This window comes from Neorhizobium sp. P1_A6 (assembly GCF_056406795.1).
Genome location: NZ_JBFTZM010000004.1, coordinates 192,875 through 207,442 on the forward strand (window position 1 = coordinate 192,875; position 14,568 = coordinate 207,442).

General features: G+C 62.0%; 14 protein-coding genes. 6 read left to right on the top strand and 8 right to left on the bottom strand.

All coding sequences use genetic code 11. The features are described 5' to 3' along the window. Positions 1–7 precede the first annotated feature (7 nt). Positions 8–1,000: an AraD1 family protein gene (gene araD1, locus AC1D3C_RS10315; protein ID WP_477483009.1), complete on the bottom strand. Its 993-nt coding sequence runs from the start codon at positions 998–1,000 to the stop codon at positions 8–10. A 330-nt stretch (positions 1,001–1,330) separates the two neighbouring features. Here araD1 and ytfQ point away from each other — a divergent pair, with 330 nt between their 5' ends. The 5 genes from ytfQ to AC1D3C_RS10340 all read left to right on the top strand — a co-directional run bounded on the left by ytfQ (position 1,331) and on the right by AC1D3C_RS10340 (position 6,697). Further along, positions 1,331–2,290, top strand: coding sequence for a galactofuranose ABC transporter, galactofuranose-binding protein YtfQ (ytfQ, locus tag AC1D3C_RS10320; RefSeq protein ID WP_038543717.1), 960 nt, complete (start codon positions 1,331–1,333; stop codon positions 2,288–2,290). Between the two features lie 107 nt (positions 2,291–2,397). Then, positions 2,398–3,924: a sugar ABC transporter ATP-binding protein gene (locus AC1D3C_RS10325; protein WP_477482806.1), complete on the top strand. Its 1,527-nt coding sequence runs from the start codon at positions 2,398–2,400 to the stop codon at positions 3,922–3,924. Then, on the top strand, positions 3,921–4,970 hold the full coding sequence (locus AC1D3C_RS10330) for an ABC transporter permease (RefSeq protein WP_477482807.1): 1,050 nt from the start codon (positions 3,921–3,923) through the stop codon (positions 4,968–4,970). The genes AC1D3C_RS10325 and AC1D3C_RS10330 overlap by 4 nt, the downstream gene beginning before the upstream one ends. Next, positions 4,967–5,953 (top strand): galactofuranose ABC transporter, permease protein YjfF, encoded by a 987-nt coding sequence (gene yjfF / locus AC1D3C_RS10335; RefSeq protein ID WP_477482808.1) that lies wholly within the window; start codon positions 4,967–4,969, stop codon positions 5,951–5,953. The genes AC1D3C_RS10330 and yjfF overlap by 4 nt, the downstream gene beginning before the upstream one ends. After that, positions 5,954–6,697, top strand: a complete 744-nt coding sequence (locus tag AC1D3C_RS10340; RefSeq protein ID WP_038543725.1) for a FadR/GntR family transcriptional regulator — start codon at positions 5,954–5,956, stop codon at positions 6,695–6,697. 6 nt (positions 6,698–6,703) lie between these two features. Here AC1D3C_RS10340 and AC1D3C_RS10345 read toward each other — a convergent pair whose 3' ends face one another. From AC1D3C_RS10345 to AC1D3C_RS10365, 5 genes are all read right to left on the bottom strand, one after another. Beyond that, the gene (locus AC1D3C_RS10345; RefSeq protein WP_477482809.1) at positions 6,704–7,852 is read right to left on the bottom strand and encodes a M20 family metallopeptidase; all 1,149 of its coding nucleotides are present in this window, start codon (positions 7,850–7,852) and stop codon (positions 6,704–6,706) included. A 218-nt stretch (positions 7,853–8,070) separates the two neighbouring features. Continuing rightward, complete coding sequence (locus AC1D3C_RS10350; RefSeq protein WP_477482810.1) at positions 8,071–8,931, bottom strand: shikimate dehydrogenase; 861 nt, start codon at positions 8,929–8,931, stop codon at positions 8,071–8,073. Between the two features lie 61 nt (positions 8,932–8,992). Next, positions 8,993–10,006: a TRAP transporter substrate-binding protein gene (locus tag AC1D3C_RS10355; protein ID WP_477482811.1), complete on the bottom strand. Its 1,014-nt coding sequence runs from the start codon at positions 10,004–10,006 to the stop codon at positions 8,993–8,995. Positions 10,007–10,076: 70 nt separating this feature from the next. Beyond that, positions 10,077–11,357 carry a TRAP transporter large permease gene (locus AC1D3C_RS10360; protein WP_247036821.1) on the bottom strand — a complete coding sequence of 427 codons (1,281 nt, stop codon included), beginning with the start codon at positions 11,355–11,357 and terminating at the stop codon, positions 10,077–10,079. Positions 11,358–11,367: 10 nt separating this feature from the next. Beyond that, complete coding sequence (locus AC1D3C_RS10365) at positions 11,368–11,931, bottom strand: TRAP transporter small permease (RefSeq protein WP_247036820.1); 564 nt, start codon at positions 11,929–11,931, stop codon at positions 11,368–11,370. Between the two features lie 296 nt (positions 11,932–12,227). Here AC1D3C_RS10365 and AC1D3C_RS10370 point away from each other — a divergent pair, with 296 nt between their 5' ends. Next, positions 12,228–12,866 (top strand): TetR/AcrR family transcriptional regulator, encoded by a 639-nt coding sequence (locus AC1D3C_RS10370; protein WP_477482812.1) that lies wholly within the window; start codon positions 12,228–12,230, stop codon positions 12,864–12,866. Here AC1D3C_RS10370 and maiA read toward each other — a convergent pair. Together maiA and AC1D3C_RS10380 are read right to left on the bottom strand one after the other, a co-directional pair. Further along, complete coding sequence (maiA, locus tag AC1D3C_RS10375; protein WP_477482813.1) at positions 12,847–13,491, bottom strand: maleylacetoacetate isomerase; 645 nt, start codon at positions 13,489–13,491, stop codon at positions 12,847–12,849. The two genes, AC1D3C_RS10370 and maiA, sit on opposite strands and share 20 nt — an antisense overlap. Then, on the bottom strand, positions 13,488–14,507 hold the full coding sequence (locus AC1D3C_RS10380; RefSeq protein ID WP_477482814.1) for a fumarylacetoacetate hydrolase family protein: 1,020 nt from the start codon (positions 14,505–14,507) through the stop codon (positions 13,488–13,490). The genes maiA and AC1D3C_RS10380 overlap by 4 nt, the downstream gene beginning before the upstream one ends. Positions 14,508–14,568 lie beyond the last annotated feature (61 nt).

Consider the following 14,568-nt stretch of genomic DNA (forward strand, 5'->3'; position numbering starts at 1 on the left):
GACCGCCTCAGAGCTTCTTGATCGTCACGGGCGCATCCGCCGCGACGGTCAGCCGGTTGACGAGCGGCAGCTTGAAGGGAGCAGCGGAAATCTCGAAAACGTCGCCGGGCTCCGTCTTGATCCCTTCCGAGAACGACAGCGTCGCCGTGCCGAAGAAATGCACATGCAGATCGCCCGGCTGACGGAAGATGTCGTATTTGAAATTATGATGTTCGAGGTTGGCGATCGTGTGCGACATGTTCGCCTCGCCGGACAGGAACGGCTTTTCGAAGATTACCTCGTCGCCGCGCCGCACGCGTGATGTGCCTTCCACGTGGTCCGGCAGGTCGCCGACCAGAAGTTCCGCGCCGAGGGCCGCCTGGCGCAGCTTCGAATGGGCGAGCCAGAGGTAGTTGCCCTTCTCCGTCACGTGGTCGGAAAATTCGTTGGCGAGACAGAAGCCCAGCCGGAAGGGCGTGCCGTCCGGACCGATCAGATAGATGCCCGCCAGTTCCGGCTCCTCGCCGCCGTCCAGCGCAAAGGCCGGCGACACGAGATCGCTGCCGGTGGCGCGAAGCTGTGAGCCGTTGCCCTTATAGAACCATTCCGGCTGCACGCCGGCCTCGCCGGGTTTCGGCTTGCCGCCTTCGACGCCCATCAGGAACATGCGCATGGAATCGGTCGGCTTTTCCGACGCCTGCGCCGCCTTGTGCATCTTGTCACGACCATCGGCCGAGCCGAGATGGGTCAATCCGGTGCCGGCAACGATGAAATGCGCCGGGTCCGGATGGGTGATCGGCAGGCCAAGGCGACCTTCGCCCGCAGCCTTTTCAAGATCGACGACATCGCCGAGACCGACCGCGTCGATACGCTGAGCCAAGGTCTGGCCGGCGGCAATCGCCTGGGAGGCGAGGTCATAGGTTGACGAAACGCCGTTGACCGCACGGGCAGCACCTTCGCCATCCCATGCGACGACAATAGACGCACCAGCGCCATTCACGACCTGAAGAACCCGCAACATCGATTTCATCACCCAAATGCTTCCAATATCAACATGGCGTCTCCTGTCGCCATGCCACTCCTCCCATCAGAACCGTCTGGCCCGATGTAGTCATTAATACGACTATTGGATTGGCGGCGGGCTTGTCAAGGATAAGAAAAAGCGCTTTCGCCAATTCCGATATTTTTCGGAAACGCCATTTATCCTGCAGATTCAAACGATTGTTTCCCTCAAAGGTAGAGGGGACGTCGCTCTTTTCAAAATTCGTTCGAAAATAGCGCTTGAAAAAGTAATATTATATGCCAAACCTTGCAGCGTCAGTTCGCTTTCTCATCTCTGGGAGGATTTAAGATGAAAAGAGCTCTCGCGGCAGCTGCAGCCGCTCTCACCCTGTCTTTGGCATCCGGCGTTTCCGCCGCGTCTCTAACGATCGGTTTCTCGCAAATCGGTTCGGAGTCCGGCTGGCGTGCCGCCGAAACCACGGTCACCAAGCAGGAAGCCGAAAAACGCGGCGTCACCCTGAAATTCGCCGACGCCCAGCAGAAGCAGGAAAACCAGATCAAGGCGATCCGTGGCTTCATCGCCCAGAAGGTCGACGCGATCTTCATCGCACCGGTGGTCGCCACCGGCTGGGATGCGGTTCTCAAGGAAGCCAAGGAAGAGAAAATCCCGGTCATCCTGCTCGACCGCGACATCGAATCGCCGAAGGACCTCTATCTGACCGCCGTCACGTCCGACCAGGTGTTCGAAGGCAAGGTCGCCGGCGATTGGCTGGTCAAGGAAATCGGTTCCAAGAACTGCAAGGTCGTGGAACTTCAAGGCACGACCGGCTCTTCGCCCGCCATCAACCGCAAGAAGGGTTTTGAACAGGCGATCGCCGGACATTCCAACATCAAGATCGCCCGCTCGCAGACCGGCGACTTCACCCGCACCAAGGGCAAGGAAGTCATGGAAAGCTTCATCAAGGCCGAGGGCGGCGGCAAGGACATCTGCGCGGTCTATGCCCATAACGACGACATGGCGGTCGGCGCCATCCAGGCGATCAAGGAAGCCGGCTTGAAGCCCGGTTCCGACATCAAGGTCGTCTCGATCGACGCCGTGCCGGACATCTTCCAGGCGATGGCCAAGGGCGAAGCCAATGCGACGGTCGAGCTGACCCCGAACATGGCCGGCCCCGCCTTCGAAGCCCTCAATGCCTATCTCAAGGATAAGAAGGCTCCGCCGAAGTGGATTCAGACGGAATCGAAACTCTATACCGCCAAGGATGACCCGATGAAGGTCTACGAAGCCAAGAAGGGCCTCGGTTACTGACCTCCCGCCGCCCGGCTCTACCCTTACCCCTTAGAGCCGGGCGACTGCAGCAACCGGAGCGGTGCACCTCGCCGCTCCGGTTCTTCGATAGATGCGGGACTTTAGGCATGTCGGATACGAATTCACTTTTGGAAGCCCGGGGCATCGGCAAGGCCTTCCTCGGCATCACGGCGCTCGAGGGCGTGGATTTCACCCTCGAACGCGGCGAGATTCATGCTCTCCTCGGCGAAAACGGCGCCGGTAAATCGACGTTGATCAAGATCCTGACCGGGGTCTATAGCCGCGATCACGGCACCATGCGCCTCGATGGCGCCGAGGTGACCCCGTCGAGCGTCGCGGAAGCACAAGGCCTCGGTATCGGCACCGTTTATCAGGAGGTCAACCTCCTCGAAAACCTGACGGTCGCGGAGAACCTTTTCCTGGGCCGCCAGCCACGCCGGTTCGGTCTGATCGACCGCCGCGAAATGCGCCGCCGGTCGAAGGCGCTTCTGGAGCGTTACGGCCTCGACATCGATGTCGACGCCCTGCTCTCGTCCTATTCCGTTGCCATCCGCCAGCTGGTCGCCATCGCCCGCGCCGTCGACCTGTCCGGCAAGGTTCTGGTGCTCGATGAGCCGACCGCCAGCCTCGATGGCCACGAAGTGGAGATGCTGTTTACCGTCCTTCGCCGGCTGCGCGAGGAAGGCCTCGGCATCATCATCATCACCCATTTTCTCAATCAGGTTTATGCGGTCGCCGACCGTGTCACGGTCTTGCGCAACGGCAGGCTCGTCGGTACCCGCAAGCTCGTCGAATTGCCGCGGCTGGAGCTGATCTCGATGATGCTCGGCCGCGAGTTGCAGCACATCACCCGCGAACATCAGGCGCAGGAAGAAACCGTCGCCTCGACGGCCGAAGCGCCGATCCGCTTCTCAGGCTACGGCAAGCGCGGCAGCGTCGCACCTTTCGATCTGGACATCCGACCCGGCGAAGTGGTCGGCGTCGCGGGCCTGCTCGGCTCCGGCCGCACCGAGACCGCCTTCCTGCTTTTCGGCATCGACCGTGCCGACAGCGGCACTGCGACCGTCGACAACCAGCAGGTCGCCCTCTCCTCTCCGGAAGCGGCGATTGCCAGCGGCTTCGGCTTCTGCCCGGAAGAACGCAAGACGGACGGAATTATCGGCGATTTTTCGGTCGCCGATAACATCGCGCTCGCCGTCCAGGCCCGGCAGGGCTGGGCAAAGCCGATCTCCTCGCGGGAAAAGGCAGCGCTCGCGGAAAACTTCATCAAGTCGCTGGATATCCGGCCGGCCGACCCCAACAGGCAGATGAAATTCCTCTCCGGCGGCAATCAGCAGAAGGCGATCCTCGCCCGCTGGCTGGCGACCGAACCCCGTCTGCTGATATTAGACGAACCGACGCGCGGCATCGATATCGGCGCGCATGCGGAAATCCTGAAAATGATCGAAAAACTCTGTGCCGAAGGCATGTCGCTGGTGGTCATCTCCTCGGAACTGGAGGAACTGACCGCCATCGCCCATCGCGTCATCGTGCTGTCCGACCGCAAACATATCGCCGAACTCAAGGGCGATCGGGTGACTGCCGACAACATCATGCAGGCGATCGCAGCGCCGGCCCACACGGAGGCCGCATGATGGACCGCTTCACCCGCCGGCTGAAACGGCTGGCACCCCAGATCGTTGCGCTTGCAGTCATCCTTGCCCTTATCACGGCAGTCGCGCCCGGCTTCCTCAACGTTTCGTTCCAGAACGGCCGGCTCTACGGCAGTTTGATCGATATCCTGGTGCGCGCCGCCCCCGTCGCGCTGCTGACGATTGGCATGACGCTGGTCATCGCCACTCGCGGCATCGATCTCTCGATCGGTGCGGTGATCGCCATCTGCGGTGCAGTCGCCGCGACGCTGATCGCACACGATTATCCGCTGCCGGTCGTGATCCTGATCTCGCTCGGCGTCGGCCTCGCCTGCGGCCTCTGGAACGGCGTGCTGGTCGCCCTGCTCGACATCCAGCCGATCATCGCCACGCTGATCCTGATGGTCGCCGGCCGCGGCATCGCCCAGCTGATCACCGAAGGCGTCATCCTCACCTTCAACAATGACAGCTTTGCAGCGCTCGGTTCCGGTTCGCTCGGCGGCATTCCGATCCCGATCCTTATCTGGGTCTGCGCCGCCCTGATCATCGGTCTGCTGGTCCGCCGCTCGGCGCTCGGCTTCCTGATCGAGGCAACCGGCATCAACCGCCGCGCTGCGACCCTTGCCGGCGTGCGCGCCCGCTTCCTGCTGTTCTTCGTCTATGCGATCTCCGGCCTCTGCGCCGCCATCGCCGGCCTGATCGTCACCGCCGATATCCGCGGCGCAGATGCCAACAATGCCGGCCTCTGGCTTGAACTCGACGCCATCCTCGCTGTCGTCATCGGTGGCACCTCGCTGAACGGCGGACGTTTCTCGATCACCGCATCGCTGATCGGCGCGCTGATCATCCAGTCGATCAACACCGGCATCCTCGTTTCCGGCTTCCCGCCCGAATTCAACCTGATCATCAAGGCCGGCATCATCATGATCGTTCTGACCCTGCAGTCGCCGGCGATCATGGCGTTGCTCGGCTTCGTCAAGGCTCCGCGGCGCCAGGCCGAAACTATATCCCGAGAGTCATCCCACAAGGCGGAGGGAACGGTCCGATGATCCACACCCGCAACCTGCCCTTCGTCACCACGCTCGGCATCTTCGTCATCGCCTATGCCCTCTGCGTTCTGCAGTTCCCGAACATGCTGTCGACTCGGGTTATCGGTAACCTTTTGACCGACAACGCCTTTCTCGGCATCGCCGCGGTCGGCATGACCTTCGTCATCCTGTCGGGCGGTATCGACCTGTCGATCGGCTCGGTGATCGCCTTTACCAGCGTCTTCGTCGCCGTCCTGGTCGGCTCGCTCGGTGTCCACCCACTCGTCGCCTTCGCCGCCGTGCTCGTCATCTCGACATTGTTCGGCAGTCTAATGGGCGCCATGATCCGCTATCTGGGCATACCGCCCTTCGTGGTGACGCTTGCCGGCATGTTCCTGGCCCGAGGCGCTGCCTACCTGATCTCGACGGAATCCGTACCGATCAGCCACGAGATGATCGACACGATCCAGGGCTTCTATTTCCGCTTCCCGGGTGGCGGCAGGCTGACCGCGCTTGCCCTGCTGATGCTGCTGGTGTTCATCGTCGGAGCTTTCATCGCTGGCCGCACCCGCTTCGGCGCCAATGTCTATGCCATCGGCGGCAGCCAGCAATCAGCCGAGCTGATGGGGGTTCCGGTCGGCTCCACGACGATCGGCATCTACGCGCTGTCCGGCTTCCTCTCGGGCCTCGCCGGCATTGCCTACACGCTCTACACCTCGTCCGGCTATTCGCTGGCGACGGTCGGCGTCGAGCTCGATGCGATCGCAGCCGTCGTCATCGGCGGCACGCTGCTCACCGGCGGCGTCGGCCTGGTCGCGGGAACATTCATCGGCATTTTGATCCAGGGGCTGATCCAGACCTACATCGTCTTCGACGGCACGCTGTCGTCCTGGTGGACGAAAATCGTCATCGGCATCCTGCTCTTCGTCTTCATTGTATTGCAGCGCGGAATCATCTGGTATTCAAACCGGCGACTGGCCGAGAGCCGGCTGAAGGAGATCTGAGTGGGACTTCTGGAAACGACGATCAGTGGACGAAAGCGCCGCAGCAACCACGCGCATGTGGTGGCGGAGCTCGGCCGGGGGATCGTTTCCGGCAAGATCCCGGAAGGTTCCCTGCTGCCCGGCGATACCGAGCTCTCCGCCCGTTTCGGCGTCTCCCGCACGGTGTTGCGCGAATCCATGAAGACGCTCTCGGCCAAGAGGCTGGTCGAAGCCAAGGCTAAGGTCGGCACCCGCGTGCTCGACAAGGCCAGCTGGAACTTCTTCGATTCGGACGTGCTCGGCTGGCGCTTCGAATCAGGGCTGGATTACGAATTCATCGAGCATCTGGCGGAAATGCGCATGGCGTTGGAACCGGCAGCAGCAGCCGCCGCCGCGCTACGTGCCTCCAGCGATGATATCGTCGCGCTCTACGCGATCGCCGCGAAATTCGACGACCTGTCCCACACGCCGGAAACCATCGCCAAGGTGGACCTGGAATTCCACCTTGCTATCGCCCGCATGTCGGGCAATCCGTTCATGCGCTCGGCAAGCGCGCTGATCGAGGCGGCGCTTGCCATCTCCTTCCAGCTCTCCTCGCCCGCCGCCTCGCCGGAAAAGATCGATGAGGTCGCCACCAACCACCTGCGGATCGCCCATGCGGTCGCCTCGCGTGATCCTGACAGGGCGATCTCCGCCATGCGGCACGTCATCGAGGTCGGCAAGGTCCGCATCGCCAACTCGTTCGAAGTGACCTTGCCGGCCTGAGATAGGTTATCTCGCTTCGAGCGAGATCATCAGGTTGGCGAGCAGGGCGGTGCGCGGCGCAACGCTGCTGACGAAGATATGCTCGTTGAACGTATGGGCGCCGGCACCGTCTGCACCGAGCCCGTCGAGCGTCGGCACGCCGAGCGCTGCGGTGAAATTGCCGTCCGAGCCGCCGCCCGTCGCCATTCCTTCGAGCTTGATGCCGAGGCCGTCGGCGATCTCAGCGGCAACATCGAAAAGGCGCTTGCCCTCGTCGGACTGCGCGAACGGCGGACGGTTCATCCGGCCATCGATTTCGAAAGTGATGTCCGGATCGACAGGTTTCATCGCCTCAATCTTGCCCGTGATCTGCCTGGCGATCACGTCGTCGGGAACACGAACGTCAACCTGCAGACGGCATTCCGCCGGCACCGTGTTGCGGCCGGTTCCACCCGCTATCGTCCCGACCGTGACGGTGACGCCGCGTTCGGTATCGTTGAGCGCCTCAAGCTCCAGAACCAGCCGGGCAGCTGCGCGAATGGCACTGCGGCCATCCTGCGGCCTCGTTCCGGCGTGCGAAGCATGCCCCCGCACGGTGACATCGTACATGGCGACCCCTTTGCGGGCGACGACGATCTTGCCGCCGTCGCGGGCGGGTTCCACCACCAGCGTGTAACCTGCATTCTTCGCCGCCTCTTCCATGAAGGCGCGCGACGACAAGCTCCCCATCTCTTCGTCGGGCACGAAAATCAGGTCGATCGGCATCCTGCTGCCGTGCCTGACTGCGAGCTTCATCGCCTCGAGCGCCATCAGCGCGCCGGACTTCATGTCGTAGATACCGGGGCCATAGAGTTTATCCCCCTCCTGACGCAGCGGCAGCTGGTTGTCGATCACGCCGACCGCATGCACGGTGTCGAGATGCGCCAGTATCAAAACGGTCTTTTCGTTACTGCCGGCCGGGCGCGGCGAGCGGATCGCCAGGATATCGCCGAAACCGAGCGTGCCCGGCAGCCGTTCCGTCTCCAGACCAGCCGCCTTGCCGATTGCCTCGACCCGATCCGCCAATACATTGACCGCAACCGCATCGAGCGTCAGCGTCTCGATCTCGACCCACTGCTTCAACTCGTCGATGAGAGCCTTGCCGTCGATGTCTTTGGCGGAAATGGCAAGCGTCATGAGAAATTACCTTGGGCGTTCTTCGGCAGGCGGGGGTGATGCCGCAGAAGGTGCGGCCCGGCCACTATAGTCGGCCAAGCCAGGATCGCCAGACCCGCTGCCGGGATAACCGGCAAAAATCGCAGGCGCCTAAAAAGAGGCACCTCGATCCCAAATCCGGGACCGAACGGCGTATTGTCGTGCGCGACTATGTGACGAGCAGGCTTCGAGGATTTCCCTTAGGCCGTCAGTGCCTTGAAATGCTGGAGCATGCGGGCCGCATCCGGTTCCCGGCCGGTGAACAGCTGAAAAGCGCCGACCGCCTGGAAGACGGCCATGCCGCCGCCGTTCAGCACCCGGCAGCCCCGCTCCCTGGCCACTTTCAAAAGCTCGGTATCGAGCGGGAAATAGACGATCTCCGCGACCCAGTGATGCGGCTGGAGAAGCTCCGGCGGCAGCGGCACACCTGGATATTTGGCCATTCCAGTCGGCGTCGCATGGATGATGCCCGAGACATCCTGCATCGCCGAAGCGATATCCGGTGACGCCGTTATGGATGCCTCCGGAAAAAGAACCGACATCGTTTGCACAAGCTGCTCCGCCCGATCGGGCTCGCGGTCGAACACCGTGAGCGCCGTGAGGCCAAGCGACAGGATCGCATAAGCCGTCGCAACGCCCGCGCCCCCGGCGCCGATCTGAACCGCCGCACTCAGATCGGCGCCCGGCAGGCCGCGCCGGAAACTTTCCGCAAATCCCCACCAGTCGGTATTGTGGCCAAACCGCTTGCCGTCCTTCAGCACCACCGTGTTGACGGCGCCGAGCGCCCGCGCCTCGTCGGAGAGTTCGTCGAGATAGGGAATGACCACCTGCTTGCAGGGATGGGTGATGTTCAGACCAATCAGCCCGCGCGCTTCCGCATCGTCCAGGAGATCAGGCAGGCTGCTGGGCGTCAGGCCGAGCAGATTGAGATCGATCAGCTCATACTCGTAGCGGAAGCCTTGAGCTGCACCTTCCTTCATATGCATGGCCGGCGTCAGCGAGGCCTGGATGCCGGCGCCGATCAGCCCGGCCTTCAAGGGTTTCAGCAATGTCTCGGCCATGGGTGTAGCGCCTCATTGGATGGAAAAGCCGGTCCGCCTGAAAGACGGACCGGCAGGCATGTTACTTCTTGCGGGCGGCGTCCAGTTCCTTGAAGAGCAGCGACACGGTATCGGCACCCACGTCGGCGCTGAACTTGTCGATCAGCGGCTTCACGGCATCGCGGATCTTCTGGGTTTCAGCGGCGTTGAGCTCGGTGACCTGCATGCCGGTCTTCTTGATCTCGTCGAGCGCTTTGGCATCCGCTTCGCGGGAAACCTTGCGTTGGAAATCGCGTGCTTCCGTCGCAGCCGACTGCAGAATGCCCTTCTCCTCATCGTTGAGGCCGTCCCAGAACTTCTTGCTGATCAGCACGATCTGCGGATTGTACTGATGACGGGTGACGGTCAGGTACTTCTGCACTTCGTAGAACTTGGCGTTGATGATGTTGGCGAACGGATTTTCCTGCCCATCGACCGTGCCGGTCTCAAGCGCGGTATAGAGTTCCGTGTAGGGCAGCGGCACGGCATTGGCACCGAGGCTGTTGAACAGCTCGATCGGGATCGGCGACTGCAGCGTACGGATTTTCAAGCCCTTGATGTCTTCGAGCTTGGTGACCGGGCGGCGGTTGTTGGTGAGGTTGCGGAAGCCGAGTTCCCAATAGGCGAGACCGACGAGGCCTGTCGCCGGCAGCTTGTCGGAAAGGCTCTTGCCGAAGGCACCGTCCATTACCTTGTCGGCTTCCTCGCCGCTGTTGAACAGGAACGGCAGGTCGACCGCACCGAACGCCTTGACGTTGCTCGACAGGATGCCGGCATTCAGCACCAGCATCTCGACCACGCCGCCCTGCAGGGCGGAGACGGTCTGCACGTCGCCGCCGAGCACGCCGCCCGGAAACAACTTGATCTCGATCTTGCCGCCGCTCTTCGCCTTGACGATCTCGGCGAATTTTTCCATGCCGGTGACCTGCGGATGGCCCTTGTTGTTGGCCGCCGCAAACTTCAGCGTATGCGCACGGACTTCGGCAGACGCCGTGCCGGCAAACAGCATCACCGGCAGGGCGATCCCGAGCGCCAGTTTCATCATCTTGTTGAACATGCTTTCCTCCCACTGGATGGCCGGGTCCCCCACGGCCGGTTGATATGCACTTGGCAGAAACTCCCCGGCCTCAATGCCCGAACCAGGCGACCGGCACGGTCACCAGTTGCGGGAAGAGGACGAGAAGGAAGAGAACGATCAGCTCGGCGATCATGAAAGGCATCACGCCCTTCATGAGGTCTTCCATCGACAGCTTGGAGACCCCGCAGATGACGTTGAGGACGGTGCCGACCGGCGGCGTGATCAGGCCGATCGAGTTGTTGATGATGAACAGCACGCCGAAATACACAGGATCGATGCCGGCCTGCTTGATGATCGGCATCAGCACCGGCGTCATCACCAGAATGGTCGGCGTCATGTCCATGGCGGTGCCGACGACGACGATCAGCACCATGATGGCAAGCAGCAGCAGCGTTTGGTTGTCCATCAGCGGCTCTATGAGCTTGACGAGATCGCCGGGCACGTCGGCAACCGTGATCAGCCAGGCGGAGACCGCCGCGCATGCGACCAAGAACATCACCACCGCGGTGATCTTCGCTGCCGCCACGAAGACGTTGAAGAGTTCGGACGGCGCCAGTTCGCGATAGACGACCATCGATACGAACAGCGAATAGACGGCAGCCACGACGCCTGCTTCGGTCGGGGTGAATACGCCGAACTTCAGGCCGACGATGATGATAACAGGCAGCATCAGCGCCCAGATGCTGTCGACGAAGGCCTTCATTCGGAGTTCGCGACTCTGGCGCTTCGGCAGTTCGAACTGCTCCTTGCGGGCGACGATCAGCCAGGCGATGCAGAGTGCCACCGCGATCAGCAGCCCCGGAACGATACCGGCGAGGAAGAGCTTGGTGATCGAGACGCCGCCGACGACGCCGTAGAGGATGAAACCGATCGACGGCGGAATGATCGGCCCGATAACCGAAGCCGATGCCAGAAGACCGCCGGTCCGTGCCGGGTCATGGCCCGATTTGATCATCATCGGATAGAGAAGCGCACCGAGCGCCGCAGCGTCGGCGACTGCCGAACCGGATAGGCTCGACAGGACGCAGGCGGCGAAGATCGCCACGAAACCGAGACCGCCGCGCACATGGCCAACGAGCGCCATGGCGAGATTGACGATACGCTTCGACAGGCCGCCGGTATTCATCACCTCGCCGGCCAGCAGGAAGAAGGGAACCGCCATCAGCGGAAAGCTGTCGGCGCCGTTCAGCACGTTCTGGGCGACGATCTGGGCGTCGAAAATATCCATGTACATCATCAGCGCAACACCGCTGAGGATCAGCGCGAAGGCGATCGGCACGCCGAGCGCCATGGGGCCAAGAAGGGCGCCGAGGAAAATGGTGAGCGTCATCGGTCTCTCCTCAGGCCTTGGTGATGCCGGCGGCGACCGCGGCTTCCGGATGATTGTCGAGAGCCACTTCCTCCTCGCTGTCGCGCACCAGCTGAGCGGTTGCGATATCGATGCGGCCGGTGGCCACCTGGAAGGCATCCCAGAGAATGATGAGGAAGGTCGGAACCCCGAAGGCGAGGCCGGCGCCGTAGAACCAGCCCATCGAAATGCCGGTCGCCGGCATGGTCGCTGGCAGGTTGATCAGCGTCTGCGTCCAGCTTCCGCTGATCATCAGCCAGGTGGCGACGAGCATCAGCCCCTGCCCCATCAGCACTGCGATCCTGGCACCGGTCGGCGGTAGCCGCTTCAGAAGCGAGTCGACGCCGAGATGGCCATGTTCGCGCATCGCGACAACCCCACCAAGGAAGGTAAGCCAGATGAAGAAGACCCGCGACAGCTCTTCTGAAACGGTAATGCCCTGATTGAAGGCATAACGCAGTACGACATTGCCGAAGACCAGCACCACCATGCCTGCCAGAAGCAGGGCTATGACGACCTTCAGCACAAGGAATAAGAAATCGATGATCCGTGTCATTTCCAGTCCTCCCCAGGCTCCGTCATCGGATAGCGACGGTAGCGACTGCAAATACAGTCACCCGTCCAATTCGTTTGACAAGATAGCCTCCGCCGGGACCGCCTCCTCAGGGATCGATCGGCAGAACAATAAAATGTACGAACTAGTGAGTATGTCAAGCGCGATCTATTGAAAGCGAAGCGCAAGCCCGTTATGACTTTGGAAAAAATGCGGAAATTCGATGTGAACGATCGAGCGTCCACAATGCCCGCTTCTCTAAGCACGGGCGGTACGCAACGGCAAAGGCGGCTTTGAGGATGGCGGCGAAACGCGAAAACGGCAGGAAAAACGATCCACAGCGCACCCAGGAAAACATCTTGGACGTGGCGACGGAGGAGTTTGCGACTCACGGGCTTGCCGGCGGCCGCGTCGATGCGATCGCGGAGAAGACCCGCACCTCGAAGCGGATGATCTATTATTATTTCGGCAGCAAGGAAGGGCTTTACCTTGCCGTCCTCGAACGCGCCTACCGCAAGATCCGCACGCTCGAAGAGGACCTGCAGCTTTCCAACCTGCCGCCGGAACAGGCGCTGCGCGTGCTGATCTCGACCACGTTCGACCATGACGAAGCCAACCCGGATTTCGTCCGGCTGGTCAGCATCGAGAACATCCACCACGCCGCCCATATGCTGCGCTCGGACGCGATCCGCGACCTGAACGTCTCGGTCATCGAGACCATTGCCGCGATCCTGGCACGCGGCGTCGCCGCCGGCGTATTCGCCCGCACGGCCGACCCGATCGACATTCACATGCTGATCAGCGCCTTCTGCTTCTTCCGCGTCTCCAACCGCTACACGTTCGGCACCATCTTCCGTCGAGATCTTTCGGAGCCGGCGACCATGGAACGCCACAAGGGCATGATCGCCGACGCGGTGATCAGCTACCTGAAGGCTTAGCCCGGTCCGGATGGGCGTTGGCGAAGGGCTTCAATTCGACGCAGCGGTCAGCGATCGCGACGAGCCTGGGGCAGGCAGAGAGATCGACGCCCCATCGCCGCGCGTTGTAGACCTGCGGCACGAGACAGATATCCGCCATGCTCGGCCGGTCGCCATGACAGAACGCGCCGGTCGAGGGTGAGTCGAGCAACACTTCGAACGCCGCCAGCCCCTCGCCGATGAACTTCCGCATCCAGGCAACGCGCGCCTCTTCTCCGCCGCCGGTGATCGACATGACATGGGCGCCGACATGCGAATTGCCGACGGGGTGGATTTCCATGGCGATGACATAGGAAAGCGCCCTCACCCGCTGCCGGCCGACAGAATCACCCGGCAGGAAGGCGCCGCCGCGCGTTTCGTCGAGATATTCGATCACCGCCAGCGACTGGGTGAATGTATGCCCGTCAATCTCCAGAACCGGCACCAGCCCCTGCGGATTGCGGGCGAGATGCTTCTCGGCTCGGTGCTCCTTGGCGATGATATCGACCGGGACGGTGCGGAATATTTCGGCGACCATATTGAGGGCGATCCTCAGCCGATAGCTCGCCGAGGACCGCCAATAATCGTAGAGAACCGTATCGCTCATCCCGCCTTCTCGTATTTCGTCACGGTCTGCTCGATCGCACCGAAGATCGAATGACCCTTGTCGTCCTTCATCTCGATCCGCACCGTATCCCCGAAATGCAGGAACGGCGTCTTTGGAACGCCGAGGTTGATCGTTTCGATGGTGCGGATCTCGGCGATGCAGGAATAACCGGCGCCGCCATCGGCGACCGGCCTGCCGGGTCCTCCATCGAGCTTGTTGGAGACCGTGCCCGAACCGATGATCGTGCCGGCGACCAACGGCCGTGTCTTGGCCGCATGGACGATAAGCTGCGGGAAATCGAACGTCATATCGACGCCGGCATTGGCCCGGCCGAACGGCTTGCCATTCAGGTCGACCTTGAGCGGTAGCGAAAGCTTGCTGCCATCCCAGGCGGAACCCAGCTCGTCCGGAGAGACCGCGACCGGCGAGAAGGCGGAAGACGGTTTCGACTGGAAGAAGCCGAAACCCTTGGCGAGTTCGGAGGGGATGAGCCCGCGCAGAGACACGTCGTTGACGAGGAGCACGAGACGGATCGCCTCCCGCGCTTCATCCAGGGAAGCCCCCATCGGCACGTCGCCGACGATCACCGCGATCTCGCCTTCCATATCGGCGCCCCAGGCCTCGTCACCGAGTGGGATCGGATCGCGCGGCCCGAGAAAGCTGTCGGACCCGCCCTGGTAGATCAGCGGATCGGTCCAGAAGTTCTCCGGCATGTCGGCATTGCGCGCCCGGCGTACCAGCTCGACGTGATTGACGTAAGCCGATCCGTCCGCCCATTGATAGGCGCGCGGCAGCGGCGATGCCGCATCATGTTCATGGAAACGGATGGTCGGCTGCGCACCGGTCTCGATACCGTCCGCCACCCGTTCGAGCCGCGGACCGACATACGCCCAGTCGTCGAGCGCTGCCTGGAGGGTTCGGGCGATATGACCGACCTCCGAGCACTGGGTGAGATCTTTCGAGACGACGACCAGGCGGCCGTCGCGGGTGGAATCCTTCAGTGTCGCGAGCTTCATGAATGAGTGTTTCCCGTTTTATCGTTGGTATTGCTCTCAGAATGTGAGCAGATCGCACAAG

Bases quoted from the DNA above. Each gene is read 5' to 3' on its own strand.
- AC1D3C_RS10330 (WP_477482807.1), top strand. From the start codon at position 3,921: ATGATGGACCGCTTCACCCGCCGGCTGAAACGGCTGGCACCCCAGATC.
- yjfF (WP_477482808.1), top strand. From the start codon at position 4,967: ATGATCCACACCCGCAACCTGCCCTTCGTCACCACGCTCGGCATCTTC.
- AC1D3C_RS10350 (WP_477482810.1), bottom strand. From the start codon at position 8,931: ATGGCCGAGACATTGCTGAAACCCTTGAAGGCCGGGCTGATCGGCGCC.
- maiA (WP_477482813.1), bottom strand. From the start codon at position 13,491: ATGAGCGATACGGTTCTCTACGATTATTGGCGGTCCTCGGCGAGCTAT.
- AC1D3C_RS10365 (WP_247036820.1), bottom strand. From the start codon at position 11,931: ATGACACGGATCATCGATTTCTTATTCCTTGTGCTGAAGGTCGTCATA.
- AC1D3C_RS10360 (WP_247036821.1), bottom strand. From the start codon at position 11,357: ATGACGCTCACCATTTTCCTCGGCGCCCTTCTTGGCCCCATGGCGCTC.
- ytfQ (WP_038543717.1), top strand. From the start codon at position 1,331: ATGAAAAGAGCTCTCGCGGCAGCTGCAGCCGCTCTCACCCTGTCTTTG.
- AC1D3C_RS10370 (WP_477482812.1), top strand. From the start codon at position 12,228: ATGGCGGCGAAACGCGAAAACGGCAGGAAAAACGATCCACAGCGCACC.
- AC1D3C_RS10380 (WP_477482814.1), bottom strand. From the start codon at position 14,507: ATGAAGCTCGCGACACTGAAGGATTCCACCCGCGACGGCCGCCTGGTC.
- araD1 (WP_477483009.1), bottom strand. From the start codon at position 1,000: ATGTTGCGGGTTCTTCAGGTCGTGAATGGCGCTGGTGCGTCTATTGTC.
- AC1D3C_RS10325 (WP_477482806.1), top strand. From the start codon at position 2,398: ATGTCGGATACGAATTCACTTTTGGAAGCCCGGGGCATCGGCAAGGCC.
- AC1D3C_RS10345 (WP_477482809.1), bottom strand. From the start codon at position 7,852: ATGACGCTTGCCATTTCCGCCAAAGACATCGACGGCAAGGCTCTCATC.
- AC1D3C_RS10355 (WP_477482811.1), bottom strand. From the start codon at position 10,006: ATGTTCAACAAGATGATGAAACTGGCGCTCGGGATCGCCCTGCCGGTG.